Below are 24906 nucleotides of genomic sequence, written 5' to 3' on the forward strand. Positions count from 1 at the left end.
CGAAGAACGGGCGGACGGATGGCGACGGAGCGCTTCGGCATTCGGCGGACAGTGGCGGGTCCGAAACGGGCGATGATGCTCGCGGCGGGGCTCGGCAAGCGCATGCGGCCGCTCACGGCGACGACACCGAAGCCGCTGATCGAGGTGGCGGGCCGCGCCCTCATGGACCACGGCCTCGACCGGCTGGAGGCGGCGGGCGTCGAGGAGGTGGTGGTCAACGTCCACTACCTCGCCGACCTCGTCGAGGTGCACGCCTCGCGGCGCGAGAAGCCGCACGTCCACGTTTCCGACGAGCGCGGCACCCTGCTCGACACCGGCGGCGGCATCGTCAAGGCCCTGCCGCTGCTCGGCCCGGAGCCGTTCTATCTCGTCAATTCCGACAGCTTCTGGATCGAGGGCGTGTCGCCGAACCTCGCGCGGCTCGCCAGCGCCTGGGACGAGACGCGGATGGACGGGCTCCTGATGCTCGCCGCCACGGTGCCCGCCGTCGGCTATGACGGCCCCGGCGACTTCATGCTCGACGGCGACGGTCGCCTCAGCCGCCGGCCGGCCTCGAAGATCTCGCCGTTCGCCTATTCCGGTGCGGCGATCCTGCATCCCCGCCTGTTCGAGGGCGCCCCCGAGGGCCGCTTCTCGCTCAACGTCCTGTTCGACCGCGCCATCGAGGCCGGGCGGCTGTTCGGGGTGCGGATGGAAGGCGTCTGGCTGCACGTCGGCACGCCCGAGGCGATCCGCGAGGCGGAGGCGGCGATCCAGCAGAGCGCGGCCTGACCGGCATGACGGGACCGGGCGCCGAGCCACGCGTCTACACGATCCCGCCCTCGGCGAACTTCCTCGCCACCCTCGTCGACGCCCTCGTCTCCGGCCGGCTCGTGCCGGGACCGCCGCTGCGCGACGACCCGCTGGCGCTCGCCGACGCCACCATCTTCGTCCCCACCCGCCGCGCGGGGCGCGCCCTCGCCGCCGCCATCACCGAGGCGGCCGGCGGCCGGGCGACGCTGCTGCCGTCGATCCGCCCGCTCGGCGACGTCGAGGAGGACCTGCTGGCGCTGTCGCCGGTGGGAGCAGCCCTCGCCGACCTGCCGCCGGCGGTCGACCCGCTGGAGCGGCGCGTCGTCATGACGAGGCTGGTGCTCGGCTGGGCTCGCGCGCTGTCGCCGGACGCACGCAAGCTGCTGCCCGGCGAGGAAGTGCTGGTGCCGACCTCGCCGGCCGACGCCGCCCGCCTCGCCGACGACCTGCTCGCCCTCGTCGACCAGGTGACCACCGAGGAGACCGACTGGGCGCGGCTCGGCGACATCGTGCCGGCCGAGCTCGCACGCTTCTGGCAGGTGACGCTCGCCTTCCTGGAGATCGCCACCGCCGCCTGGCCGCAGATCCTCGCCGAGCGCGGCCGCATCGACCCGGTGGTGCGGCGGCTGCGCCTGATCGACGCCGAAGCCGCCCGCTTCGCCGCGCGACCGCCGGCGGGGCCGGTGATCGCCGCCGGCTCGACCGGCTCGGTGCCGGCGACGGCGCGGCTGATGGCGACGATCGCCCGGCTGCCGCGCGGCGCCGTCGTGCTGCCGGGTCTCGACCTGACGCTCGACACGGAGACGTGGGCTGCGATCGCCGACGGCGACGGCACGCCGAGCCACCCCCAGTTCGGTCTCGCCCGCCTGCTGCCGCGGCTCGGCGTGACGCGCGCCGAGGTGGCGGCGCTGACGGAGCCGTCTCGGCCGCTGCGCGGCCACATCGTCTCGGAAGCCTTCCGCCCGGCCGAGACGACCGAGCGCTGGGCCGGCATCGCCGACCGCTTCGGCACGCCGGTGGCAGTCGCCGACGGGCTCGCCGGCCTCGGCCTCGTCGAGGCGGCCAACGAGCGCGAGGAAGCCGCCGCGATCGCGCTCGCCTTGCGCGAGGCGCTGGCCGACGGTGCGACGCGGGCGGCGCTGGTGGCACCCGACCGCACCATCGCCCGACGCGTCGCCACCGAGCTCGCCCGCTGGGGCATCGCGGTGGAGGATTCCGCCGGCACCCCCGCCGGATCGACGCCGCTCGGCGTGCTGGCGCGGCTCGTCGCCGAGGTCGGCATCGCCGGCGACGACCCGGCGGCGCTGCTCGCCCTCCTCAAGCACCCCTTGGCCGACCTCGGGCTGTCGCGAGATGCCCGCACGGCCGCCGTCGACCGGCTGGAGCGCGGCGTCCTGCGCGGGCCGCGGCTCGCCCCCGGCGTCGCGGCGCTCGCGGCCAGTGCCCGCCACCGCGCGGCGCACCTCGCAGCGATGCGCCGGGGCGAGAGCCTCGACGGCGCCATCGACCTCGCCGACCGGCTAGTCACCGCCCTGTCGCCGCTCACCGATCTCGCCGCCGCGCCGACCGTCTCGGTCGCCGCGCTGGCCGCCGCCCATGCCGCCGCGCTCGCCGCCGTGCGCACGCCGGCGGAGGGCGAAGAACTCGCCACAGCGACGGCGGAGGCGCATTTCGCCGGCTGCTTCGAGCGCCTCTCGGCGGGCGACGCCGAGGACCTCGCGGTCGCGCCGCGCGACTGGCCGGGGCTGTTCGACGTGCTCGCCGGCGGCGCAGCGGTGCGGCCCGCCGGCAGCCGACCGGGGCGGGTGGAGATCTGGGGGCCGCTGGAGGCGCGCCTGCAGGCGGCCGACCTCGTCGTGCTCGCCGGCCTCAACGAGGCGACGTGGCCGCAGGTGGTCGGCGTCGACCCGTGGCTGACGCGGCCGATGCGGGCGGCGCTCGGGCTCGAGGCGCCGGAGCGTCGGGTTGGCCTGTCCGCCCACGACGTCGAGATGGCCCTCGGCGCGCCGCGGGTGCTGCTGACGCGCTCGGCCCGGGCCGGCGGTGCGCCGACGGTCGCCTCGCGCTTCCTGCAGCGCCTGAAGGCGGTGGCGGGCGAAGCGGGCCGCGCCGCGATGGCCGCCGAGGGTGCCCGCCACCTCGGCCGCGCCCGCCGCCTCGACCGGCCCGACGGACCGCCGGTGGCCGCCCCCCGGCCGGAGCCGCGGCCGCCGCTCGCCGCCCGGCCGCGGGCGCTGTCGGTCACCGAGATCGAGACTCTGATCCGCGACCCCTACGCCGTCTACGCCCGCCGCGTCCTCGGCCTGAAGCCGCTCGATCCGGTCGCCGCCGACCCCGGTGCCGCCGATCGCGGCAACATCGTCCACGCCGCGCTGGCGACCTTCCTCCAGGCGCACAGCGGCCGCTTCGATGCGGCGGCAGTGTTGGCGCTTGTGGAAGCAGGACGGCAGGCCTTCACGGCGGTGGCCGACTATCCGGAGGTGACGGCGCTGTGGTGGCCGCGCTTCCTGCGCATCGCCGAGGCCTTCGTGGCGACCGAGGCCGACCGGCCGGTGGCGCGCCGTCGCCACCTCGAGGTACAGGGCGCGCTGTCGATCCCCGCCCCCGGCGGACCGTTCACGCTGAACGGCCGCGCCGACCGCATCGACGAGACGGCGGCGGGCCTGTTCATCGTCGACTACAAGACCGGCGGCGCGCCCTCGGCCAAGGAGGTCGCGAGCCTGCTCGCGCCGCAGCTGCCGCTCGAGGCGGCGATTGTGCGGCGGGACGGCTTTCCGGGCGTGCCGGCCGACGAGGCGATCGCCGCGCTCGCCTACATCCGCCTTCGCGGGCTAGCCGATCCGGTCGAAGAGGTGACGATCGAGCCGGGCATCGACAAGGACGGCGTCGACCGCTCGCCCGACGCCCTCGCCGCGGAAGCCATCGCCCGCCTGACGGCGCTGATCGCCCGCTACGACGACGTGGGCAACGGCTACCTCTCCCGCGCCCGCGTCGCCTTCGAGCAGGCGATGGACGCCCCTTACGACCACCTGGCCCGGGCGCGCGAGTGGACCGTCGGCGGAGGCGGCGAGGCATGAGCGGCCGGCGCGTCATCCTCGAGGTCCCGGCGGACACCAAGCACGCGCAGGGCCGCGCCACCAGCCCGGACGCCTCGGCGTGGGTGTCGGCGAACGCCGGCTCGGGCAAGACGCACGTGCTCGTCTGGCGCGTCATCCGGCTTTTGATCGCCGGCACCGACCCCGGCCGCATCCTCTGCCTGACCTATACGAAGGCCGCTGCCGCGACGATGGCGGCCCGCGTCTTCGACACGCTCGCCCGCTTCGCGACGCTGAGCGAGGCCGACCTCGCCCGCCAGCTCGCCGAGATCGAGGGCGGCACGGTCGATGCCGGCGCGACGACGCGGGCGCGGCGGCTGTTCGCCCGGGCGCTCGAGACCCCCGGCGGCCTGAAGATCCAGACCATCCACGCCTTCTGCGCCTCGCTGCTGGCGCAGTTTCCGCTGGAGGCGAACGTCGCCGGCCGCTTCGCCGTCATGGACGACCGCCTCGCCGCCGAGCTCGCCGAGACGGCGCTCGCCGCCGTGCTGCGCGAGACGGTGGCACATCCCGACGGTGCAGCGGCGCGCGCGCTCGACACGCTGTTGCCGGTCGTCAGCGATGGCGGGCTCGGCGAGGCGATCAAGGCGGTGGTGGCGCGGCGCGAGGAGTTCCGCGAGTGGCTGCGCAGCGCCGACGACCTCGACGGCGCCATCGCCCGGCTCAGTGCCACCCTCGGCCTCGCCCCCGGCGATACGCCCGAGAGCCTGACGGCGCGCATCCTCGACGAACGCCTCCTTGCCGGCGATGACCTCGTCCGCCTGCACGACGCGCTGGCCGCCTCGACAGCGACGGCGCAGGAGCGGGCCGGTGAGATCCATGCGTCCGCCATCGGTGATGCAGACGCGCGCACGGCCGCCTGGTGCGCCTTCCTGTTCACCAAGAACGGCAGTCCACGCTCCGGCAAGAACGCGCTGTCGGCAGCCGTCGCGAAGGCGCACCCCGATCTGCTGCAGGCCTACGAGGACGAACAGGCCCGCGTGCTCGCCCTCCTCGATCGCCGCCGCGCCGCCGGGGCGGTGGTGCGGACGGCGGCGCTGGCGCGGCTTGCCGATGCCGTGCTGTCCCGCGTCGAGGCGGAGAAGCGCCGGCGCGGCCTGATCGACTATGCCGACCAGATCCGCCGCGCCGCCGACCTGCTGTCGCGCTCCGATGCCAGCGCCTGGATCCGCTACAAGCTCGACCAGTCGATCGACCACATCCTCGTCGACGAGGCGCAGGATACGAGCCCGCTGCAGTGGCAGGTCGTGCGTGACCTCGCTGCCGAGTTCTTCGCCGGCGCCGGCGCACGCGCCGGCCGCCGCACGGTGTTCGCGGTCGGTGACGAGAAGCAGTCGATCTACGGCTTCCAGGGCGCCGCGCCGGCGGCGTTCGCGGCGGAGCGGCGCGGCTTCCAGGCGAAGGCGGCGGCGGTGCGCGAGGCCTTCCACGACGTCCGCCTGACGCTCTCCTTCCGCTCCACCCAGGACGTGCTCGCCGCCGTCGACCGGGTGTTCGCCGACCCGGCGGCGCGTGAGGGGCTGTCGGCCGACGGCGACGCCCCCGTCCACCAGGCGATCCGCGCGACGGAAATCGGCCTCGTCGAGGTGTGGCCGCAGGTCTTGCCCGACGAGCGCACCGTGCCGGACGACTGGCGCGAGCCGATCGACCGCATCGGCATGGCGCACCCCTCCGTCCGCCTCGCCGAGCGCATCGCCGAGACCATCGACGGGTGGATCAGCGCCGGCGAGCTGCTGCCCGATGGCCGGCCGGTGCGGGCCGGCGATGTGCTGGTGCTGGTGCGCAAGCGCGGGCCGTTCGTCGAGGCGCTGAGCCGGGCCCTGAAGCGGCGCGGCGTGCCGGTCGCCGGCACTGACCGGCTGGTGCTGGGCGAGCACATCGCCGTGCAGGACCTGGTGGCGCTCGGCCAGGTGCTGGCGCTGCCGGCCGACGACCTGTCGCTCGCCGCCGTGCTGAAGAGCCCGCTGTTCGACGTCGACGAGGCGCTCTTGTTCGACCTTGCCCACGGCCGGCCGGGCACCCTCGTCGCAGCGCTGGCCGACAGCGCCGATCCGCGCGCTGAGGCCGCCCATGCTCGCCTCTCCGCCTGGCGCGCCGCGGCCGCACGGCAGCGGCCGTTCGAGCTCTACACGACGGTTCTTGGCCGCGATGGCGGCCGGCGACGTTTCCTCGCGCGGCTCGGGCCGGAGGTCGACGAGGTGCTCGACGCCTTCCTCGACCTCGTGCTCGAGCAGGAGCGCAATGCCATTCCGACGCTCGACGGTTTCCTCGCCTGGTTCGCGGCGGCGCCGGCCGTCGTCAAGCGCGAGGCGGAGACGGCCGGCGACGCGCTCCGGGTGATGACGGTGCACGGCGCCAAGGGGCTGGAGGCGCCGGTGGTGTTCGTCGCCGACGACGGCAGCGGGCCCTCGCATTCGAGCCACGACCCGAAGCTGTTCGCGCTGCCGCCGCTCGACGGCGCCGCCGCCTGCCTCGTCTGGGCGGCGAAGGCCGGCGACCGGCCGGCGGCGTGCGAGCCGGTGCTGGCCGAGACGCGCCGGCGCGCGGCGGAAGAACACCGGCGGCTCCTCTACGTGGCGCTGACGCGCGCCGCCGACCGCCTCGTCGTCTGCGGCTGGCGCGGCAAGCGGGCGGCGTCCGAGGACTGCTGGCACGCCATGGTGGAACGGGCCCTCGTCTCCGACGCGGCAGAGGTCCGCGACGCCGAGGGCGCCCTCACCGCGCTGCGCTGGCAGGCGCCCCGACCCGTTCCGGCCGAGCCCGAACTGCCGCTGCCGCCGATCGGACCGGCCGGCGGCGCGTCGGTGGCGGAGGCCGAAGAGGCCGGCCTGCCCGCCTGGGTCGGCCGCGAGGCCGAGGCACCGGCGGCGGTGCTGACGCTGTCGCCCTCCTCCGCCTGGGCCGACGAGGACGAGGCGACGACGGCTCCGGGCCCCGCCCGCGTCGCCGACCCCACCGCCCTCGTCCGCGGCCGGCTGGTCCACCGGCTGATCGAAGCCCTGGCGACGATCGCCGCGGCAGAGCGCGCGGATGTCGCCACACGCTTCCTCGCCCGCGAGGCGCCGGATCTCGACGAGCCAGTGTCGGCGGCGATTGCGGCGGAGGCGCTGGGCGTTCTCGCGGACCCGGCTCTGGCGCGCCTGTTCGGCGAGGATGGCCGCGCCGAGGTGCCGATCGCCGGCTCCCTCACCCGCGCCGACGGTGCCGTGCTCGCCGTCGCCGGCCGCATCGACCGCCTCGCCGTGTTGCCGGACCGGGTGATGGCGATCGATCTCAAGACCGACCGGCGGGTGCCGGCGGACGCAGGGGCGGTGGCGCCGGCCTATGTCGCCCAGATGGCGCTCTACCGCGCCCTGCTGGCCGACCTCTATCCGGGCCGGATCGTCGAGGCGGCGATCCTCTACACCGCCGCGCCGCGGCTCGTGACGCTGCCCGCGGCGGCCCTCGACGCGCTCCTCGTCCGCCTGCTCGCAGCGCCTCCGCCGTGATCTCTTGCGGGTCCGCGGCCGGGTCTCGCGCTTGCCGCCGCCGGCCGGCGATGCGACGCTCACCGCCGCCCCCGCAACCGCGACACGCACAATCATGACCGACCGACCCAGCCCGCCGGACGACAGCCTCGACCCCGCCTTCCGCCGCCGCGTGCCACACGGCGACAGCCTCGAGCGCGATGTCTGCGAGCGCTGCGGCTTCGTCGCCTACGACAATCCGAAGATCGTCGTCGGCTCGGTCGTGCGCTCGCCGGGCGGGGTGATGATGTGCCGGCGCGCCATCGCCCCGCGCATCGGCTTTTGGACCCTGCCGGCCGGCTATCTCGAGCACGGCGAGACGCCCGAGGAAGGCGCCCGTCGCGAGGCCTTCGAGGAGGCGGGCGCCGACATCGAGCTGACGTCGCTCCTCGCCGTCTACACGGTCCGCCGGCTGTCGCAGGTGCAGTTGATCTACCGCGCCGAGCTCCGGGGCGGCTATGAGGCCGGGCCGGAGAGCCTCGAGGTGCGCGAGTTCGGCTGGAACGAACTGCCGTGGGACGCCCTCGCCTTTCCCTCCGTCGCCTGGGCGCTGGAGCACGAGCGCGCCGTCGCCGGGGGAGCCCTCGCCCCGTTCACCAATCCCGTTCCCGACGACGCTGCCTAGTCGCAATCGTTGCGTGCACGGAGTGCGCGGGCTACAAACGCGGCCCCGGCCTCGCGACCCGGTTGGTCACGAAGCGGTGCAGCAGCGTGACAGCACCGTGACTTTCCCCCGGCGGCGGCGCTGCGTAGGGTCGGCCTTGTGAATCGTCCCATTCCCCCTTCGATGATGTCTCTGCGGGGCCGCCTGTCGGCCCTCGGCGGCCTGACGTTGGCGGCGCTCGCCGCGGCCTTTGCGCCGGCCAGCGCCGAACAACGCCCGCCACTCGCAGTGGTTGAGCTTTTTACTAGTCAAGGTTGTTCATCCAGCCCGCCGGCGGATGCCCTTCTGGCCGAGCTCGCAGGCGACAGCACCCTCGTCGCGATCTCGTTGCCGGTCACCTACTGGGACTATCTCGGCTGGGCCGACACACGGGCGAGCCAGGCCAACACCAGCCGCCAGTTCTCCTATGCCGCGCGACGGGGCGACCGGGCGGTCTACACGCCGCAGATGGTCGTCAACGGCCGCACGCCCGTGGTCGGCAGCGATGCGGAAGCCCTCCGCGAGGTCATCCAGCAACAGGTCGACGACGGCCTCGGACTTCGCCTGTCGGTGGAGATCCGGCTCGCCGACGACATGTTCGAGATACAGGTCGGTGCCGGTACCCGCGGCCAGCGGGCGACGGTGTGGATCGGTGCCGTCGAGCCGTCGGTGACCGTCTCGGTGCTGCGCGGCGAGAACGGCGGCCGGCGCCTCACCTACACCAACGTGGTGCGGGTGCTGCAGCCGATCGGTGTCTGGCGCGGCGATGCGATGTCCTTCGAGCTGCCCGCCGAGAAGATCGACAGGCGCGCCGGCTCATCGGCCGTGGTGATCGTGCAGGCGGAGGTGGACGGGCACCCGGGCGAGATCCTCGGTGCCGCGCTGCTGCGCCCCGCCGAAGGCTGAGGGCTGAGGGCGGCGGAGCGGCGCGCGCCGGGCGGCCGTACGTCAGCTGACGCGGCGCAGGCGCTCGCGGTGCAGCGTGTAGAGGCCCGAGCCGACGATGATCGCCCCGCCGACTGCCGTCCACAGGTCGGGCAGATCGCCGAACACCAGGTAGCCGAGCGTCGTCATCCACAGGATCTGCGTGTAGCCGAACGGCGCCAGCGTCGAGGCCGGCGCGAGCTTGTGGGCGTGGATCAACAGGAAGTGACCGACCCCGCCGAGGACGCCGAGCGCCACCAGCATCCCCCATATCGCCGCGGTCGGCGGCATCTGCCAGACCGGCGGCATCAGCGGTGTCAGGGCCAGCATGCCGACGGCGGCCGACAGCAGCAACATGCCTTCGGCGCTTTCGCTGCGGCTGAGGTGACGGGTGAGGATGAGGTAGAGCGCGTAGCAGAGCGTCGAGCAGAGCGACAGGCCGGCCGCCCAGTGCATGCCGCCGAGCCCGGGGCGGATGACGACAAGCACGCCGATGAGGCCGACCACCACGGCCGCCCAGCGGCGCCAGCCGATCTTCTCACCGAGCAGCGGGCCGGCGAGCGCCGTGACGATCAGCGGCCCGGCGAACTGGATGGAGGCGGCCTCGACCAGTTGCAGGTAGCGCAGCGCCGCGAAATTGAAGACGGTGGAGCCGAGCAGGAACAGCCCCCGCAGCAGCTGAAGCCCCGGCCGGCGGGTGCCGAACAGCTCGGGCTGCCGCCAGGCCCGCAGCACGATGATGACGAGGACGACGTTGACTGCGTAGCGGAACCACGCGACCTCCATCGGGTGCAGCGAGTTGCCGAGCAGCTTCGCGATGGCGTCGAGGCCCGCGAACAGGAGCGTCGTGAGAACAACCAGGCCTATGCCGCGGAGACGAAGGTCCACTGGTCGCCCGAACACTGCCGCCACGGCCATGGAACGCTCCGGCGGGGGAGGACGGTTCCGCCCGCTCACGCGGACGAGCCGCCGCACCGGATGACGCCCGGTGCGCGGCAGGCCTGCTCTCAAGGGACCCCGACCATAGCGGGAAGCTCCCCGGGCGGCGACCGGGATCGTCGCATGGCATCACTGCGGGGGACGCATGGCGGCCAACGCGGCGCGCAGGGGGACATGGCAGGAAGCGCCGGAGGCGATGCAACAGACGGCCACCTCAATCCGATTCGAGGCCGTCGTCGTCCTCGATCGCGGGCGGCAGGGGCGAGCCGCTGATCTTGGCGAGGTTGCGCTCCACCTTGTTGAGGAGCTTGCGCAGGCGCTTGCGGTCCTTTTCGTCGAGCCCGGCGACCGCCTCCTTCTCGAGGCGCTTCCAGGCCTTGTCGACCTCGGCGATGCGGGCGCGGCCATCCTCGGTGAGGTGGACGCGGGCGAGGCGGCCGTCGGCATCCGACATCTGCCGCCGCACCAGCCCCTGCGCTGAGAGCCGGGTCACCATCTTCGTCACCGTCGGCGGCTGCACCGAGAGCACCGAGGCGAGCTGGCCCATCGTCTGGCCGTCCTCCTCGTTCAGCGCCTTCAGCACCGATTCCTGCCCCGGATGGAGCCCGATGCGGCCGAGGTGCGAGGTCGACCGGGCGCGATGCGCCTTGGCCGCCTGGCCGAGCTGGAAGGTGACGGTCTTGCGGTAGCTGAACGACATAGGAGCCGACTAACAGTTCCCTGTGACGGCTTGGTGAATTTCGACCGCCGCCGGTGAAAATCGACGCTAGGGCTGACCGCGGGCCGAGACAAGCCGGCCGCGGCGAGTTCACTGGTCGGGGCAATGGCTCCCGCGAGCCCGCGCGGCTTCCTTTTACGGCCATCCGGGCCTATAAGCCGCGGCCGAGCCACACATCTTTTCGGGGCATGACAGACGCATGGCCGGCCATTCCCAGTTCAAGAACATCATGCACAAGAAGGGCGCCGCCGACGCCCGCCGCTCGAAGCTGTTCTCCAAGCTCGCCAAGGAGATCACGGTCGCGGCGAAAATGGGCCTGCCCGACCCGAAGATGAACTCGCGGCTGAGGCTCGCGGTGCAGAACGCCCGCGCCGAGAACATGCCGAAGGACAACATCGAGCGGGCGATCAAGAAGGCCGCCGGCGACGACACCAGCGACTTCGTCGAGGTGCGCTACGAGGGCTACGGCCCCGGCGGCACGGCGATCATCGTCGAGACGCTCACCGACAACCGTAACCGCACCGCCAGCGCCGTGCGCGCCGCCTTTGCGAAGAGCGGCGGGGCGCTCGGCGAGACCGGCTCGGTGTCGTTCATGTTCGACCGCGTCGGCGAGATCACCTACCTCGCGGCCGCCGGATCGGCCGACGCGGTGATGGAGGCGGCGATCGAGGCCGGCGCCGACGACGTGCAGTCGGACGAGGCGGGCCACACGATCACCTGCGCCTTCGAGGCGACCGGTGACGTCTCCGCCGCCCTCGAGGAGCGCCTCGGCACGCCGGAGAGCGTCAAGATCGTCTGGAAGCCGCAGAACCTCGTGCCCGTCGACGAGGAGAAGGCCGAGACACTCATCGATCTCGTCGACCGCCTCGAGGACGACGACGACGTGCAGGCGGTATTCTCGAACTTCGAAGTCTCCGACGAGGTGATGGCGAAGCTGACGGCGGCGTGATGGGGCGGGCTTCGGTGAACGCGCCGGGCTTCGAAGGTGCCATCGAGGCTCAGGAGGCGGTGTGCCGTCGCTACGGGGCAGTCTTCGATCTGCCGAAGCTTCACCTGCGCGCCGGTGTGTCGGCGGACCTGCGGTCGGGGATCGAGCCGATCAACGGTCAGCGCGAGCGGCCGGAAGGCAACCTGTCTGGCTGGTTCTTCTGGGCAGGGACGGAGTTCTCGGAAGCCGAGGACTTCTTCCAGCCGCTGCATCTCGTCCATCTGCCGCTGTGGTTTCCGCGCGTTCTCCCCTATCTCGCCCTGCCGCTCGGCTGGCGCTTCCTGCTGGCGGAGGGTTACGAGGACGTCTGGTTCGACGAAGCTCTGGTCCATCCGCGGCACTAGAGGCAACCGTCTCGCGCACCACCCTCCCCCTGCGGGAGGGTCGGGCCGCCGCAGGCGGACCGGGGAGGGCGCCGGCGGCGTAGCCGTCGGCGTGCGACGGTGCACCATTTGCGACGTTTCACGCGGCGCTTCGCGCCGCGCCCCCTCCGGCCGGCTCCGCCGGCCACCTCCCCCGCGAGGGGGGAGGAAAAGGGTCACGCAATGTCCTCGAGCCGCTCGAGCGGCAGCGGGCCGTCGACCTTGACGGAGCGGATGGCGAAGTTCGAGCGGATGTCCTCGATGACGCCGATGGTGAGAAGCTTGTCGGTCAGCACGCGCTCGTAGGCCTCGAGGTCGGGCACCACCACCTCCGCGAGGAAATCCGCCATCCCCGAGACCATGTGGCAGGCGACGACCTCGGGGATCGCCACCAGCCGGTCCTGCAGTTCGGCAGCCGTTTCCAGGCTGTGGCGGGCGACCTTGATCTCGACGAACACCGTCAGCCCGAGCCCGACGGCCTTGCGGTCGATCACCGCCCGGTAGCCACGCACCACGCCGTCCTCCTCCAGCCGGCGCACCCGCCTCAGGCACGGCGACGGCGACAGCGCCACACGGTCGGCGAGGTCGACATTGGAGATGCGCGCATCTGCCTGCAGGCCCTCGAGGATGCGGCGGTCGATGCGGTCGAGGTCGGGTTTTGGCATGATCACGCGCTTTTGTGGATCCTTGCTGCGCATATGTTGCGTCAGGCCGCTTTTGGCGGCAACCCTTCGCAAGGACATGCCCTGGCCTTCGGCGCGAAAAGAGGGGGCGGCGAGCGTCGCCGCCGAAGCTCCGGGAGACACCCATGTCCCGCATCGCCGCCATCGCCCCCGAAACCACGGCCCCCGCGGCCGGCCCCACACCGACATTGCCCGTCCACCGCGACACCCTCGTCGGCGTGGCCGCGGCGCTCCTCGCCGTGGCGGTGTGGGCGGGCTGGATCGTCGCGACGCGGCACGCCACCGCGACAGTGGCGCTGCCGGCCGAGTGGCTCGCCGTGCTGCGTTTCCTGCCGCCGGCGGTGCTGCTGGCGCCCGTCTGGCTGAAGCACGGGCTACTGCCGCGCGGGGTCCCGCTCTGGCTGGTGGCGGCGATGGTGGCGGGATCGGGCGCGCCGTTCTTCCTCGTTGTCGCCGCAGGCCTCGCCCGCGTGCCGGCGGCCGAGGCGGCGGTCCTGCTGCCTGGAACGATGCCGCTCTGCGTCGCCGTGCTTGCCGCCATGGTGCTGCGCGAGCGGATCGGCCTCCTGCGCGCCGCCGGCTTCGGCCTGGTGGCGGCCGGCGTGGCTGCGATCGGCTGGGCGGCGCTCGCCCACGGCGGCGTCGGTCACATCGCGCCGCGCCTCGTGGTGCTCGGCGGGGCGGCGCTGTGGGCGGTCTACACCGTCGCCTTCCGCCGCTCCGGCCTGGGCGCGCTTTCCGCCACGGCGCTGGTCGCGGTGTGGTCGACGCTGATCGCGCTGCCGCTGGCGCTGATGCAGGGCATCGCGCCACTCGTCGAGGCCGGCCTCGCCGTGATCGCGACGCAGGTGCTGCTGCAGGGGATCCTGAGCGGCCTCGTTGCCATCCTCGCGTTCTCGGTGGCGGTGAAGCGGCTCGGCGCCAGCAAGGCGGCGGCGCTGTCGTCGCTGACGCTGGCAGCCGCGACGCTGCTCGCCATCCCCGTGCTCGGCGAGATCCCGAGCGGCGCGGCGCTCGTCGGCATCGCACTGACCCTCGCTGGCGTCGTGCTGGCGAGCGGCGTCCTCGCCAGGGGCCGTGCGAGGTAGGCGGCGCTACGGCTGCGCGCCGCCCTTGGCGACCTCGAAGATAAAGCGGTCGCCCTCCCGGCGCTGCGACACGAGGGCGTGGCCGTCCTCGCGCACGAGGTTGGGGATGTCGAGCCCAGCGAGCGGGTCGGTGGCGATCACCGTCAGCCGGCCGCCGGCGGGCAGCTTCGCCAGCGCCTTGCGGGCGAGCAGCACCGGCATCGGGCAGTTGAGCCCGATCGCATCGACGGTCGCCTCGCCGGCCGATCCCTCTGCGGTGGCTTCCTCGCCCCCCGTCTCCTTGCCCTCGGTCTCCCGCCTCGTCGTCTCGCCGCTCGCCATCGCCAGCCACCCCGACTAAGTTTCCCGCAAAGGTGCGCGCGGCGGTTCGGCCGAGGCCCGCGCGCCATACAACGCGGTCGCCGCCGAGCCAAGAGCCAGAGACGTCCGGGCGCGCCGCAGCGGGGGGAGACGACGGAATGGGTTTCGGCGCCCGCGTGCGCAGCGAGTTCGCCTACCTTTCGGGGGCGCTGAGGGCGCTGCGGCGCACGGGCAAGATCCGCCGGGCGCCGAACCGGACCTGGCCCGACGCGGTGGAGGATCTCGCCCGGCGCTATGGCGACCGGCCGGCGCTGATCTCCGAGCGCGAGACGCTGAGCTATCGCGACTACGACCAGCGCGCCAACCGCTACGCCCGCTTCTTCCGGGCGCAGGGCATCGGCAAGGGCGACTGCGTCGCGCTGATGATGCCGAACCGGCCGGAATATCTCGCCGTCTGGCTCGGCGTCGCCCGCGCCGGCGGGGTGACGGCGCTCCTCAACACCCACCAGCGCGGCGCAGCACTCGCCCACTCCGTCGCCATCGTCGCGCCGAAGCTCGCGATCGTCGACGCCGCCCTGATCGACGCCTGGGACAGCGCCGCCGAGCCGCTCGCCGAACAGGGCGCGCCGCCGCTGCCGGCCTTCGTGCACGGCGAGGCCGGCGAGCGGCCGCGCGTCGACCGGCTCATCGAGGCGTTCCCGGACGGCCCGCTCGCGCCGGCCGAGCGCACGCCGCTCACCATCGAGGACCGCTGCCTTTACATCTACACGAGCGGCACGACCGGCCTGCCGAAGGCCGCCAACATCAACCACTACCGGGTGCAGGCGATCATGGCGGCCTTCGCCGCCGCGACGAACGCCACCGAGTCGGACCGCATCTATGTCTGCCTGCCGCTCTACCACTCCGCCGGCGGCGTGCTCGCGGTCGGCATCGCGCTGACCACCGGCGGCTCGGCGGTGATCGCCGAGCGCTTCTCGGCGAGCCGCTTCTGGGACGACGTCGTCGATTACGACTGCACCATGGTGCAGTACATCGGCGAGCTCTGCCGCTACCTGCTGAACAGCCCGCCGCACCCCAAGGAGCGCGCCCACGGCCTCAGGATCATCGACGGCAACGGCCTGCGCCCCGACGTCTGGCGGCCGTTCCAGCGCCGCTTCGCCATCCCGCGCATCCTCGAATGGTATGCCGCGACCGAGGGCAACGCGCTGCTGCTCAACTTCGACGAGACGGTGGGTGCCGTCGGGCGGCTGCCGTGGTGGGCAAAGTTCCGCTTCCCGCTGGAAGTCGTGCGCTTCGACGAGGCGACCGAGCAGCCTGTGCGCGGGCCGGACGGGCGCTGCATCAAGTGCGCGCCCGGCGAGGTCGGCGAGCTCGTCTCGCAGATCCTCGACGACCCGAAGAAGCCGGCGCAGCGCTTCGAGGGCTATGCCGATCGCGCCGCCACCTCGAAGAAGATCGTCACCGACGCCTTCCGGCCGGGCGACCGCTGGTTCCGCACCGGCGACCTGATGCGCCGCGATCGCCACGGCTACTTCTTCTTCGTCGACCGCATCGGCGACACCTTCCGCCGGCGCGGCGAGAACGTCTCGACCGTCGAGGTCGCCGCCCTCCTCGGGGCGGTGCCGGGCGTCACCGCCGCCTGCGTCTACGGCGTCGAGATGGCGGGCGAGGAGGGCAAGGCCGGCATGGCGGCGCTGGTGGTGGCACCGCCGTTCTCGCTCGAGGATTTCGCCCGCGCCGTCGAGGCGGGCCTGCCCGACTATGCCCGGCCGGTGTTCGTCCGCCTCTGCCCGGCGCTGCCGGAAACGGGGACGCACAAGCTCACCAAGCTCGCTCTGGTGCACGAGGGCTTCGATCCCGCCGTCGTCGGCGACCCTCTTTTCATGCGGGTCGATGGTGCTTACGTGCCCCTCGACGCGGCGCGCTTTTCCACCCTCGGTGTGCGCCACCCCCCGGCCCGAGGAGAAACGCCATGACCCGCAACGCCGCCTCCGATCCGATCGACGTGCTGGACTTCTGGTGGAAAGCGGGGCCGGACAAGTGGTTCGCGGGCGGGGACGCCTTCGACGACGCCTGCCGCGGCTTCCGTCACCTCACCGAGGCGGCGCGAGAGGGGCAGCTCGACGCCTGGGCCGAGGCGCCGCACTCGGCGCTCGCACTGGTGATCGTCACCGACCAGTTTCCCCGCAACATCTATCGCGGCACCGAGCGCGCGTTCGCAACCGACGCAAAGGCGCTTTCGGTCGCGACGGCGGCCATCAACCGCGGCTTCGACCGGGCGTTCCCGGTGATGGCGCGCAAGTTCTTCTTCCTGCCGTTCATGCACAGCGAGGACATCGCCGACCAGGAGCGCGGCCTCGACCTCTACCGGGCGCTGGGCGACCAGGAGGGCTACTACTACATGCTGATCCACTTCGACGTGATCCGCCGCTTCGGCCGCTTCCCGCATCGCAACGGCGTGCTCGGGCGACAGACGACGCCGGAGGAAGCGGCCTACATGGCGAGCGGCGGCTTCTCCGGCTGATCCGGCCCGGGCGTCGGTGAGCGATCCGCCGCGGCGATCACGTCAACGCGAGCAACGCTCTCTTGCACGCGCCGTCGTTGCCGAGCGCTCCCGGCCGCGCCAGCTTAAGGGAGCCGATCAACGCCCGGAGCAACCCCATGGGCGCCCCCGCCGAGACGCCGCCGACCGCCGTCCTCGCCCCGATCGAGCACGTCCGCCGCGCCGCCTTCGAAAGTGTCGCGCGCGCCTGCGCCTTCGCGGCGCTCGCCGTCTTCACCTTCGTCATCGGGCTGTCGTTCGATTTCGGCCTGGCGATGCGCACCGGGGGCGTGCTGTCGCTCCTGATGCTCGCGGTACTCCTGCTCAAGGCGCACGGCGCCGGCACCTGCGACCACCGCCGCACGGAAACCTGGACGCTGATCGATAAGGCGAACCGGCCCTCGGCCGAAACGGCGCAGTGGGTGGTCGCCACCGTGCTGCGGCAGACCTACCTGCGCTTCGCCCAGCTGACGGCGGCGACATCGGCGATTTTCTGGGCGCTGGCCACGATGACCGCCCTCGCGAGTTGAAGGCCGCGGCCGGGACCGACGGCCACCCCGAGCGCCCGGCCCGGAACGCACGACGCCCCGCCGGCGGGGGAGCCGACGGGGCGCGGGCTGCCGGCCCGAGGGGAGAGGCCCTCAGGCGGCGCGATCTTCTCCGACAATGCGCAGCCGGCGCCGCTCGACGCCGCGGGCGGCCTCCTCGGCGCGCAGTCCGGCGAGGCGCTCGGCGGCGAGCGCCTTGGTCGCGGCCCGGCGCTCGACGGCGAGGACGCGCATGCGCACCGTCGGGTCGGCGCCCATCGGCTCGATGATCGAGGCGTGCACGTCGCCGCGCGTCAGGCCGATGTCCTTCAGCATGCGCTCGTCGAAGTGCATCATCTCGAGCGCCGTCCGGCGATTGAGGTAGCCGCGCACGATCGAGACCGTCCAGTTCGCCACCGTGGAAGCCGCCACGCGGAGCCCGCGGGCGAAGGCGGAGGGCCGGCGCACGGAACGGGTGGTGGTGGAGGGAGCGAACATCGGACTGACTCCTCGAAACGTCCGCCGGCACATCCGGCGTGTCGTGAAGATCGCTCCGACCGATTGATGAATCCAACGAATGTTTGTAATCTGAGGCATCGGCATCCGTGATGAATGAGACGCCTCGTGGCCACCGTCCTCGATCTCGACCAGCTCCGCAGCTTCGTGGCGATCGCCGAAAGCGGCAGCTTCACCCGCGCCGGCGACGTCGTGCACAAGACGCAGTCGGCCGTGTCGATGCAGATGCGGCGGCTGGAGGAGCGGATCGGCAAGCCGATCTTCGAGCGTGACGGCCGGCAGTCGAAGCTGACGGAAGAGGGCGAGCGGCTGCTCAACTACGCCCGCCGGCTGATCAAGCTGAACGACGAGACGCTCGCCGCCTTCAACGATACCGAGCTCACCGGCCGCGTCCGCCTCGGCACCCCCGACGACTATGCCGACCGCTTCCTGCCGGAGATCCTCGCCCGCTTCGCCCGCTCGAACCCGCGCGTCGAGGTGACAGTGGTGTGCGAGCCGACGCCGATGCTGCTCGACTGCCTGCGGGCGAACGACCTCGACGTCGCGATCATCACCAACTGCGCCGCGGTCGGGCGGATCGGCGGGGCGGTGATCCGCCGCGAACCGCTGTTGTGGGTCACCTCCGCCCGCCACTGCGCTCACGAGGAGACGCCGCTGCCGCTCGCCCTCGGCAGGCCGACCTGCGACTGGCGGCAGGCGGCGGTGGGTGGCCTCGACGCGCTCGGCCGTCAGCACCGTCTGCTCTATTCGAGCTGGAGCTCGGCCGCCGTCGGCGCGGCCGTCATGGCGGGGCTCGCCGTGTCGGTGCTGCCGGAGTCTGCGCTCCGGCCGGGCATGCGCGTGCTCTCGGAGACCGACGGCTTCCCAAGGTTGCCGTTCGTCGAGATCGGCCTCGTCCGCTCGCCCCACCACGCGACGCCGCTGGTCGACGCCCTTGTCGACCACATCGTCTCCTCCCTCGACAACCTGTCGGTGCCGATGGTCGCCGAGTAGCGGCGACGGCTCACCGCCGCTCGCGTGGCGTGGCGAGGCGCCCCTTACGCACCGCCCGGATCGACGTGCCGAAGTGGCCGGAGAAGGCGCGTGACAGCGTCGCGGTGGAGGCGAAGCCGGTGCGCGCGGCGATTTCGGCCGCCGACAGTCCCGTCTCCTCGACGAGCGAGCGGGCGATGCCGAGCCGCACCATCTGGTAATATTTTGCCGGCGAAACACCCAGCTCCCGCGGGAAAAGACGCTCCAGCGTGCGCAGCGAGGTCGCCGCCGCGTCGGCGATGCGGGCGAGCGGCAGCGGCGCGGCAGCGGTGCGGCGCATCTCGGCGATCGCCCGCTCAAGCTGAGGCGCCCGGCGGGCGAATGGCAGCGAGAGGGCCGCCCTTCGACCGTCGCGGCCGGCCGGGGCGACGTCGTAGACGAACATGTTGGTGACGTCGAAGGCGAGCGCCTCGCCGCCGCGCTCGCGCACGAGGCGCAGCATCAGCTCCATCACCGTGGTGGCGCCGCCGGCGGTCATCCGGTCGCCGTCGACGACGGTGCGGTCGGCCACGACCGTCACCGTGGGGAAGGCCTCGGCGAAGTTCTCGAGTTCCTGCCAGTGCACGGTGGCGCGCCGGCCGGCGAACAATCCGGCGGCCGCGAGCAGCCAGGCGCCGACGTCGAGGCCGGCGAGAACGGGCGTGCGGCGGGCGAGGCGCCGCAGCGCCGAAAGCACCGGCGGCACGACGAAGGCGCGGGCATCGTAGCCCGCGACGACGAAGAGGGCATCGAGCGGGGGCGCCGCGGCGGCCGCCGCGTCGGGGGCGATGGCGATGCGGCTCGAGCTTACGGCCGGTCGCCCGTCGACCGTCAGCAGCACATGCTCGAACAGGCGCCGGCCCGAGAGCGCGTTCGCCGCGCGTAACGGCTCCACGGCGCTGGCGAGCACCATGTTGGAGAAGCCGTCGAAGAGCATGAAGCCGCAGACGGTGGGGGCGGCTGGCGACATGAGAAGATTCTTTGGCGGATTGCGCAAAGTCCGATCCTGCCGCAAAGCGCACTCTCGGGGAAGCGGGAGGACCCCATGAACACCGAAGTCTTCATCACCTGCGCCGTCACCGGCGCCGGTGCCACGACCGACAAGAGCGCCAAGGTGCCGGTGACCCCGGCCGAAATCGCGGCCGCCTGCGTCGAGGCGGCGAAGGCGGGGGCGGCGATCGCCCACGCCCACGTGCGCGACCCGGCGACGGGCCGCGGCGCCCGCGACCCGGCGCTCTACCGCGAGGTTGTCGCGCGGGTGCGCGACAGCGGCGTCGACGTGGTGCTCAACCTCACCGCCGGCATGGGTGGCGACCTGGTCATCGGCTCGGCCGAGAAGCCGCTGCCGCTGAACGCCGAGTTCACCGACATGGCCGGCGCCGAGGAGCGCCTCGCCCACGTGACGGAGCTGTTGCCGGAGATCTGCACCCTCGACTGCGGCACGATGAACTTCGCCGAGGGCGACTACGTGATGACCAACACGCCCTCGACGCTGCGGGCGATGGCGAAGCGGGTGCAGGCGCTCGGCGTGCGGCCGGAGATCGAGGTTTTCGACACCGGGCACCTCGTCTTCGCCAAGCAGCTCGTCCGCGAGGGCCTGATCGACGACCCGGTGATGATCCAGCTCTGCATGGGCATCCCCTACGGCGCCCCCGACGACCTCGCGTCCCTCAACGCCATGGTCGCCAACATCCCGGCCGGCTGGGTCTATTCTGCCTTCTCGATCGGCCGCATGCAGCTTCCCTATGTGGCGATGGCGGCCCTAGCCGGCGGCAACGTGCGGGTCGGCCTCGAGGACAACATCTGGCTCCAGAAGGGCGTGCTCGCCAGCAACGGCGACCTCGTCGAGCGCGCGGTGACCATCCTCACGGCGATGAACGCCCGCATCCTCGGCCCGACCGAGGTGCGCGAGCGCCTGAAGCTGCAGAAGCGGTGGTGACGAGGGCGCTTCTGGAAGGCGCTCCACCATTTTTCAACGGCAAGCACTGCCCCCACCGAAGTCATTCCCGGGCTTGTCCCGGGAACCCATAGGCCGGCGACACCCGGGATGAGGAATGGGTTCCCGGCACAAGGCCGGGAATGACTCCGAGGGAGTGGCTGGCCACCGAGACCGCTCACCGCTCACCGCCCTCCCCTCACCTTCAACCAACCGGACCATTCCATGCCCCTTCCCCTCAAGCGCGCGGCGGCGATCGGTGGTGGCGTCATCGGCGGCGGCTGGATCGCCCGGCTGATCCTCAACGGCGTCGACGTCGCCGTCCACGACCCAAACCCGGAGGCGCCGCGCCAGGTCGGCGAGATGCTGGCGAACGCCGCCCGTGCCTACGCCCGGCTCGGCCTCACGCTGCCGGCGCGCGGACGCCTCTCGTTCCACGCCTCGATCGCCGAGGCGGTGGCCGGCTCCGAGCTCGTGCAAGAGAGTGCGCCCGAGCAGGAGGACCTCAAGGTCCGCCTACTCGCCGAGATCGACCGCCACGCCCCGGCGGACGCCATCATCGGCTCCTCGACCTCCGGGCTGCTGCCGACGCGGCTGCAGGTCGGCATGGCCCACCCCGAGCGCCTCGTCGTCGCCCACCCGTTCAACCCGGTCTATCTGCTGCCGCTCGTCGAGATCGTCGGCGGCGAGAAGACGTCCGCCGAGGCCATCGCCCGCGCCAAGGCGATCTATGCCTCCCTCGGCATGAAGCCGCTGCATGTGCGCAAGGAAATCGACGCCTTCATCGCCGACCGCATCCTCGAGGCCTACTGGCGCGAGGCGCTGTGGCTGGTGGCCGACGGCATCGCCACGGTGGAAGAGGTCGACGACGCCATCCGCTACGGCGCGGGCCTGCGCTGGGCGGCGATGGGCACCTTCCAGGTCTACCGCATCGCCGGCGGCGAGGCGGGCATGCGCCACTTCATCAGCCAGTTCGGACCGGCGCTCCAGTGGCCGTGGACGAAGCTCACCGACGTGCCGGAACTCACGGACGGCCTCATCGACGAGATCACCGCGCAGTCGGACGCGCAGGCAGGCGCGCTCGGCATCCGCGACCTCGAGCGCAAGCGCGACGACTGCCTGACGGCCATCCTGACGGCGCTCGAAGGCGAGGACTGGGGCGCCGGCGCTGTGCTCGCCGCCCAGCGCGTCCGCCTCGCCGAGACGATCGCCGCAGCCGGTCCGGCGGCCCGCCCCCTCCCCCTGCACACCGCCACGGTGCCGCCGGAGTGGGTCGACTACAACGGCCACATGACGGAGCACCGCTATCTCGAGGTCTTCGCCGATGCTTCCGATGCGCTGATCGCAAAGCTCGGCGTCGACGCCGCCTACCTCGCCGGCGGCCGCTCGCTCTACACGGTGGAGACGCGCATCCGCTATTTGCGTGAGGTGAAGGCGGGGGCACGGCTCGCCGTCTCCACCTGGCTCCTCGGCCACGACGATAAGCGCGTCTCCTACGTGCACGAGATGAGCGACGCCGACACCGGCGAGGCGGTCGCCACCGGCGAGCACATGCTCCTGCACGTCGACACCGCCGGCAGCCGCGCGACGCCGATGCCGGCGGAGATGGTCGCCCGGATCGTCGCGCTGGTGGCGGCGCACCGTCCGGCGACCCCGCCGCGCTACGCCGGGAGAGGGATGCGGCAACTCACCGGCAGCTTGTGAAGCCGGCTAAAGAACACAGAGCGCCTGAACTATCACGCTGCGGCAAAGGCTTGGCTGGTGCGCCGCCGCTCGGCACCGACCTCAGCCACGCCCCTCGAACGTCAGGGCGAGCTTGTCGATGAAGGCGGTCTGGTCGTCAGTTGGCGTGCCCTCCGCGGTCGCCACACGCCGAAGCATGCCGACCAGTTGCCGCCGCTCGGCCATGTCGACCCGCGTCATCAGAAGCTTCTGAAAACTGTATGGGACGTATTCCGGGCTTTGGATGTGGCCGGAGAGCCAACGGGCCCGCGCCATTGCCTCGACCGTGTCGGTGACGCCGAGATCCTCGCGCAGGATCTCTTCGATCGCCTCGACCTCCTTGCTCGTCACGGTTCCGCGGATGCGGGCGACCGCCAGAAGCAGCACGGCGGCCGCCTCGGCGGGCTCCTGGACGGCGTCGAGCGGCGTGCCGGACGCGCGACGGCGGAAGCCGAAGCGACGCCAGAAGCTCTTCGCCTCATAGGACAGGTCGTTGGCGGCCGAGGCGGCGTCGCGCATCCGCACGATGAAGAACGCGAGGGTGCCAAGCACGGCGATGGCGCCGAGGATGATGTGCATGGTCGCGGCGAGGCTCCGAGGCGACGACAGATGGCGCTCACCGGTTCCCGGCCCGCTCGACGGTCGAGCTGGGTCCCCCAGTCGCGCAGGTGGCGAGGCAGGCGCACTCTCTGAGCAAGACCGCGGCCGTTGCCGGGGTCCGATCATGGTTCGCCGTGACGGCCAACCATGCGTGAATTTCTGTGGGCCTGCAACTTTGCGGATAGTCTGTGCAGCGTCAGGTCCCTGCGCCGTCGAGCCGCGTCGTCGGGTCGATGTGGCGGCCGGTCCAGCGGCCGTAGCGCCAGGGGGTCCACCAGCGCGCGTCGGTGGGAACCTGCTCGGGTACCGGATCATAGCCAGAGGCGCCGAGGGGGTTGCAGCGGATGAGGCGGGCGAGCGTCATCCAGCCGCCGGCCCAGGCGCCGTGGCGGCGGATCGCCTCCTCGCCATAGGCCGAGCAGGTCGGCAGATAGCGGCACCACTGGCCGAGGAAGGGCGACAGTGTCAGCCGGTAGAGCCCGATCAGCACCAGCATCGCCCGCGCCGCCGGGCCGATGGGGCGGCCCGGGCGTGGCGGCGGGCAGTTCGCACACATCGCTTGTCTCCGTCGCTCGCTCCGCGGCCAGACGCCACGGGGGACCCCGCGGACCGATGATGCGGCACGTCTGACGAAAGTGGGTGCGGCAACCAGCGCCAGCGCCGCCCGTCAGCCGCCGACGCCAGCGGCCGCGGGCGCCGCCCCCGCCCGCTTCGCCTCGATCTGGTCGAGGGCATCGACGACGGCGTCGAAGGTCAGCATCGTCGAGGCATGGCGAGCCTTGTAGTCCCGCACCGGCTCCAGCACGGAAAGCTCGGCGAAGCGGCCGGTCGGCGCCGGGCCGTTTTCCTTCAGCATCCGTCGCATCGTCTCGCGCAGCGCCCGCAATTCTTCCGTGCTCGCGCCGACGACAGTCTGTGCCATCAGCGATGACGACGCCTGGCCGAGCGCGCAGGCGCGCACCTCGTGGGCGAAGTCGACGACCTGGTCGCCCTCGACGGAGAGGTCTACGGTCACCGTCGAGCCACACAGCCGCGAGTGCGCCGTCGCCGTGGCGCCGGGAGCCTCGAGCCGGCCGAGCCGCGGGATGTTGGCGGCGTGGGCGAGGATCTTGTCGTTGTAGAGCGCGTCGAGCATCGCTTGCTCCGGATCGGCGGAACGGTGCGACCCTGTTCCCGCCAGCCCGTCACAAGGACCACAGCTGCCGTTTCCGGATCGTCGCCAAGCCACTATATAGGAACGGTCGGTGTTGGTTCGCCATTGGGCATGGGTGAAACCGTGACCAGACCCGCCGGATGGGCCGACTGGTCCGTTTGAGCGGGCGCCCCGTATAGCGGCGCGACACAAGTCGACGGGAGAGCCCCGATGGATGCCATCGTGAAGAACATAGCCGATCGCCGTGCCGAAGTGCCCCGTGCGCCCGTCACCCGCCCCACCCGCGAAGAAGCGGAGGCCGCCGTTCGCACGCTCCTGGCGTGGACCGGCGACGACCCTGACCGCGAGGGCCTGGTCGATACGCCCCGCCGCGTCGTGCGCGCCTATGAGGAGCTCTACAAGGGCTACCGCGAGGATGCGGCCACGATGCTGTCGCGCACCTTCGAGGAGGTCGGCGGCTACGACGACATCGTGCTGGTGCGCGACATCCCGTTCTTCTCGCACTGCGAGCACCACATGGTGCCGTTCATCGGCCGCGCCCACGTCGCCTACTACCCGTCGGAGGGCGTCGTCGGCCTGTCGAAGATCGCCCGCCTGGTCGACGTCTTCGCCCGTCGCCTGCAGACGCAGGAGAACCTGACGGCGCAGATCATCTCGACGATGGACGAGCATCTGAAGCCGCGCGGCATCGCGGTGATGATCGAGGCCGAGCATCAGTGTATGTCGATGCGCGGCGTCCAGAAGCAGGGCGCCTCGACGATCACCAGCCAGTTCACCGGCGTCTTCCGGGACGATCCGGCCGAGCAGGTTCGTTTCATGACCATGGTGCGCGGCTTCCGCTGAGCCGCCACCCGAGCGGTG

The 24906-nt window shown here is 72.4% G+C and carries 24 protein-coding genes; 15 read left to right on the forward strand and 9 right to left on the reverse strand.

Annotated features, from left to right (window positions below; translation table 11 throughout):
• Window positions 1-18 precede the first annotated feature (18 nt).
• From RUR49_RS22220 to RUR49_RS22240, 5 genes are all read left to right on the forward strand, one after another.
• Window positions 19-771, forward strand: a complete 753-nt coding sequence (locus RUR49_RS22220) for a nucleotidyltransferase family protein (RefSeq protein ID WP_409148626.1) — start codon at window positions 19-21, stop codon at window positions 769-771.
• A 5-nt stretch (window positions 772-776) separates the two neighbouring features.
• Entirely contained in the window at window positions 777-3869 is a 3093-nt protein-coding gene (addB, locus tag RUR49_RS22225; protein WP_409148627.1) for a double-strand break repair protein AddB, read from the forward strand.
• The gene (gene addA / locus RUR49_RS22230) at window positions 3866-7375 is read left to right on the forward strand and encodes a double-strand break repair helicase AddA (RefSeq protein WP_409148628.1); all 3510 of its coding nucleotides are present in this window, start codon (window positions 3866-3868) and stop codon (window positions 7373-7375) included. Before addB ends, addA begins: the two co-directional genes overlap by 4 nt.
• A gap of 94 nt (window positions 7376-7469) precedes the next feature.
• A complete protein-coding gene (locus RUR49_RS22235; RefSeq protein WP_409148629.1) occupies window positions 7470-8018 on the forward strand; it encodes an NUDIX domain-containing protein in 549 nt (182 codons plus the stop codon).
• 162 nt (window positions 8019-8180) lie between these two features.
• Window positions 8181-8942 (forward strand): DUF1223 domain-containing protein, encoded by a 762-nt coding sequence (locus RUR49_RS22240; protein ID WP_409148630.1) that lies wholly within the window; start codon window positions 8181-8183, stop codon window positions 8940-8942.
• A 42-nt stretch (window positions 8943-8984) separates the two neighbouring features.
• Here the strand turns inward: RUR49_RS22240 and RUR49_RS22245 are convergent, their stop codons facing one another.
• Window positions 8985-9878 (reverse strand): DMT family transporter, encoded by an 894-nt coding sequence (locus RUR49_RS22245; protein WP_409148631.1) that lies wholly within the window; start codon window positions 9876-9878, stop codon window positions 8985-8987.
• Between the two features lie 235 nt (window positions 9879-10113).
• Window positions 10114-10599 carry a MarR family winged helix-turn-helix transcriptional regulator gene (locus RUR49_RS22250; RefSeq protein WP_409148632.1) on the reverse strand — a complete coding sequence of 162 codons (486 nt, stop codon included), beginning with the start codon at window positions 10597-10599 and terminating at the stop codon, window positions 10114-10116.
• 217 nt (window positions 10600-10816) lie between these two features.
• On the opposite strand from RUR49_RS22250, the gene RUR49_RS22255 reads away from it, so the two are divergent.
• Window positions 10817-11566 carry a YebC/PmpR family DNA-binding transcriptional regulator gene (locus tag RUR49_RS22255; RefSeq protein ID WP_409148633.1) on the forward strand — a complete coding sequence of 250 codons (750 nt, stop codon included), beginning with the start codon at window positions 10817-10819 and terminating at the stop codon, window positions 11564-11566.
• 14 nt (window positions 11567-11580) lie between these two features.
• Window positions 11581-11949, forward strand: coding sequence for a hypothetical protein (locus RUR49_RS22260; RefSeq protein ID WP_409148634.1), 369 nt, complete (start codon window positions 11581-11583; stop codon window positions 11947-11949).
• Window positions 11950-12143: 194 nt separating this feature from the next.
• Here RUR49_RS22260 and RUR49_RS22265 read toward each other — a convergent pair whose 3' ends face one another.
• The gene (locus tag RUR49_RS22265; RefSeq protein WP_409148635.1) at window positions 12144-12632 is read right to left on the reverse strand and encodes an Lrp/AsnC family transcriptional regulator; all 489 of its coding nucleotides are present in this window, start codon (window positions 12630-12632) and stop codon (window positions 12144-12146) included.
• 143 nt (window positions 12633-12775) lie between these two features.
• Here RUR49_RS22265 and RUR49_RS22270 point away from each other — a divergent pair, with 143 nt between their 5' ends.
• Window positions 12776-13738, forward strand: coding sequence for a DMT family transporter (locus RUR49_RS22270; RefSeq protein WP_409148636.1), 963 nt, complete (start codon window positions 12776-12778; stop codon window positions 13736-13738).
• A gap of 6 nt (window positions 13739-13744) precedes the next feature.
• Here RUR49_RS22270 and RUR49_RS22275 read toward each other — a convergent pair whose 3' ends face one another.
• The gene (locus RUR49_RS22275) at window positions 13745-14059 is read right to left on the reverse strand and encodes a sulfurtransferase TusA family protein (RefSeq protein WP_409148637.1); all 315 of its coding nucleotides are present in this window, start codon (window positions 14057-14059) and stop codon (window positions 13745-13747) included.
• A 137-nt stretch (window positions 14060-14196) separates the two neighbouring features.
• Here RUR49_RS22275 and RUR49_RS22280 point away from each other — a divergent pair, with 137 nt between their 5' ends.
• The 3 genes from RUR49_RS22280 to RUR49_RS22290 all read left to right on the forward strand — a co-directional run bounded on the left by RUR49_RS22280 (window position 14197) and on the right by RUR49_RS22290 (window position 17110).
• Entirely contained in the window at window positions 14197-16014 is a 1818-nt protein-coding gene (locus RUR49_RS22280) for a long-chain-acyl-CoA synthetase (protein WP_409148638.1), read from the forward strand.
• Window positions 16011-16562, forward strand: coding sequence for a DUF924 family protein (locus RUR49_RS22285; RefSeq protein ID WP_409148639.1), 552 nt, complete (start codon window positions 16011-16013; stop codon window positions 16560-16562). Before RUR49_RS22280 ends, RUR49_RS22285 begins: the two co-directional genes overlap by 4 nt.
• Before the next feature lie 137 nt (window positions 16563-16699).
• Window positions 16700-17110 (forward strand): hypothetical protein, encoded by a 411-nt coding sequence (locus RUR49_RS22290; RefSeq protein ID WP_409148640.1) that lies wholly within the window; start codon window positions 16700-16702, stop codon window positions 17108-17110.
• Between the two features lie 111 nt (window positions 17111-17221).
• On the opposite strand, the gene RUR49_RS22295 is transcribed toward RUR49_RS22290, so the two are convergent.
• Window positions 17222-17605, reverse strand: a complete 384-nt coding sequence (locus RUR49_RS22295; protein ID WP_409148641.1) for a DUF1127 domain-containing protein — start codon at window positions 17603-17605, stop codon at window positions 17222-17224.
• Window positions 17606-17731: 126 nt separating this feature from the next.
• On the opposite strand from RUR49_RS22295, the gene RUR49_RS22300 reads away from it, so the two are divergent.
• Window positions 17732-18616 (forward strand): LysR substrate-binding domain-containing protein, encoded by an 885-nt coding sequence (locus RUR49_RS22300; protein ID WP_409148642.1) that lies wholly within the window; start codon window positions 17732-17734, stop codon window positions 18614-18616.
• Window positions 18617-18626: 10 nt separating this feature from the next.
• Here RUR49_RS22300 and RUR49_RS22305 read toward each other — a convergent pair whose 3' ends face one another.
• Window positions 18627-19604, reverse strand: a complete 978-nt coding sequence (locus RUR49_RS22305; protein WP_409148643.1) for a GlxA family transcriptional regulator — start codon at window positions 19602-19604, stop codon at window positions 18627-18629.
• 75 nt (window positions 19605-19679) lie between these two features.
• Between RUR49_RS22305 and RUR49_RS22310 the strand changes: the two genes are divergently transcribed.
• Both RUR49_RS22310 and RUR49_RS22315 read left to right on the forward strand, forming a co-directional pair.
• Window positions 19680-20573, forward strand: a complete 894-nt coding sequence (locus RUR49_RS22310; protein WP_409148644.1) for a 3-keto-5-aminohexanoate cleavage protein — start codon at window positions 19680-19682, stop codon at window positions 20571-20573.
• 222 nt (window positions 20574-20795) lie between these two features.
• The gene (locus RUR49_RS22315; protein WP_409148645.1) at window positions 20796-22274 is read left to right on the forward strand and encodes a carnitine 3-dehydrogenase; all 1479 of its coding nucleotides are present in this window, start codon (window positions 20796-20798) and stop codon (window positions 22272-22274) included.
• An 81-nt stretch (window positions 22275-22355) separates the two neighbouring features.
• Here the strand turns inward: RUR49_RS22315 and RUR49_RS22320 are convergent, their stop codons facing one another.
• From RUR49_RS22320 to RUR49_RS22330, 3 genes are all read right to left on the reverse strand, one after another.
• The gene (locus RUR49_RS22320) at window positions 22356-22871 is read right to left on the reverse strand and encodes a TerB family tellurite resistance protein (protein WP_409148646.1); all 516 of its coding nucleotides are present in this window, start codon (window positions 22869-22871) and stop codon (window positions 22356-22358) included.
• 217 nt (window positions 22872-23088) lie between these two features.
• The gene (gene yidD / locus RUR49_RS22325; RefSeq protein WP_409148647.1) at window positions 23089-23448 is read right to left on the reverse strand and encodes a membrane protein insertion efficiency factor YidD; all 360 of its coding nucleotides are present in this window, start codon (window positions 23446-23448) and stop codon (window positions 23089-23091) included.
• Window positions 23449-23559: 111 nt separating this feature from the next.
• Window positions 23560-24027 carry an iron-sulfur cluster assembly scaffold protein gene (locus tag RUR49_RS22330; RefSeq protein ID WP_409148648.1) on the reverse strand — a complete coding sequence of 156 codons (468 nt, stop codon included), beginning with the start codon at window positions 24025-24027 and terminating at the stop codon, window positions 23560-23562.
• 228 nt (window positions 24028-24255) lie between these two features.
• Between RUR49_RS22330 and folE the strand changes: the two genes are divergently transcribed.
• Window positions 24256-24888, forward strand: a complete 633-nt coding sequence (gene folE, locus RUR49_RS22335) for a GTP cyclohydrolase I FolE (protein WP_409148649.1) — start codon at window positions 24256-24258, stop codon at window positions 24886-24888.
• Window positions 24889-24906: the final 18 nt, after the last annotated feature.

Origin of the sequence: Pseudoxanthobacter sp. M-2 (assembly GCF_046156265.1) — a bacterium.
Lineage (GTDB): Bacteria > Pseudomonadota > Alphaproteobacteria > Rhizobiales > Segnochrobactraceae > CAMDHY01.

Bases quoted from the DNA above. Each gene is read 5' to 3' on its own strand.
- RUR49_RS22220 (WP_409148626.1), top strand. From the start codon at position 19: ATGGCGACGGAGCGCTTCGGCATTCGGCGGACAGTGGCGGGTCCGAAA.
- addB (WP_409148627.1), top strand. From the start codon at position 777: ATGACGGGACCGGGCGCCGAGCCACGCGTCTACACGATCCCGCCCTCG.
- addA (WP_409148628.1), top strand. From the start codon at position 3,866: ATGAGCGGCCGGCGCGTCATCCTCGAGGTCCCGGCGGACACCAAGCAC.
- RUR49_RS22235 (WP_409148629.1), top strand. From the start codon at position 7,470: ATGACCGACCGACCCAGCCCGCCGGACGACAGCCTCGACCCCGCCTTC.
- RUR49_RS22240 (WP_409148630.1), top strand. From the start codon at position 8,181: ATGATGTCTCTGCGGGGCCGCCTGTCGGCCCTCGGCGGCCTGACGTTG.
- RUR49_RS22245 (WP_409148631.1), bottom strand. From the start codon at position 9,878: ATGGCCGTGGCGGCAGTGTTCGGGCGACCAGTGGACCTTCGTCTCCGC.
- RUR49_RS22250 (WP_409148632.1), bottom strand. From the start codon at position 10,599: ATGTCGTTCAGCTACCGCAAGACCGTCACCTTCCAGCTCGGCCAGGCG.
- RUR49_RS22255 (WP_409148633.1), top strand. From the start codon at position 10,817: ATGGCCGGCCATTCCCAGTTCAAGAACATCATGCACAAGAAGGGCGCC.
- RUR49_RS22265 (WP_409148635.1), bottom strand. From the start codon at position 12,632: ATGCCAAAACCCGACCTCGACCGCATCGACCGCCGCATCCTCGAGGGC.
- RUR49_RS22270 (WP_409148636.1), top strand. From the start codon at position 12,776: ATGTCCCGCATCGCCGCCATCGCCCCCGAAACCACGGCCCCCGCGGCC.
- RUR49_RS22275 (WP_409148637.1), bottom strand. From the start codon at position 14,059: ATGGCGAGCGGCGAGACGACGAGGCGGGAGACCGAGGGCAAGGAGACG.
- RUR49_RS22280 (WP_409148638.1), top strand. From the start codon at position 14,197: ATGGGTTTCGGCGCCCGCGTGCGCAGCGAGTTCGCCTACCTTTCGGGG.
- RUR49_RS22285 (WP_409148639.1), top strand. From the start codon at position 16,011: ATGACCCGCAACGCCGCCTCCGATCCGATCGACGTGCTGGACTTCTGG.
- RUR49_RS22290 (WP_409148640.1), top strand. From the start codon at position 16,700: ATGGGCGCCCCCGCCGAGACGCCGCCGACCGCCGTCCTCGCCCCGATC.
- RUR49_RS22295 (WP_409148641.1), bottom strand. From the start codon at position 17,605: ATGTTCGCTCCCTCCACCACCACCCGTTCCGTGCGCCGGCCCTCCGCC.
- RUR49_RS22305 (WP_409148643.1), bottom strand. From the start codon at position 19,604: ATGTCGCCAGCCGCCCCCACCGTCTGCGGCTTCATGCTCTTCGACGGC.
- RUR49_RS22310 (WP_409148644.1), top strand. From the start codon at position 19,680: ATGAACACCGAAGTCTTCATCACCTGCGCCGTCACCGGCGCCGGTGCC.
- RUR49_RS22315 (WP_409148645.1), top strand. From the start codon at position 20,796: ATGCCCCTTCCCCTCAAGCGCGCGGCGGCGATCGGTGGTGGCGTCATC.
- RUR49_RS22320 (WP_409148646.1), bottom strand. From the start codon at position 22,871: ATGCACATCATCCTCGGCGCCATCGCCGTGCTTGGCACCCTCGCGTTC.
- yidD (WP_409148647.1), bottom strand. From the start codon at position 23,448: ATGTGTGCGAACTGCCCGCCGCCACGCCCGGGCCGCCCCATCGGCCCG.
- RUR49_RS22330 (WP_409148648.1), bottom strand. From the start codon at position 24,027: ATGCTCGACGCGCTCTACAACGACAAGATCCTCGCCCACGCCGCCAAC.
- folE (WP_409148649.1), top strand. From the start codon at position 24,256: ATGGATGCCATCGTGAAGAACATAGCCGATCGCCGTGCCGAAGTGCCC.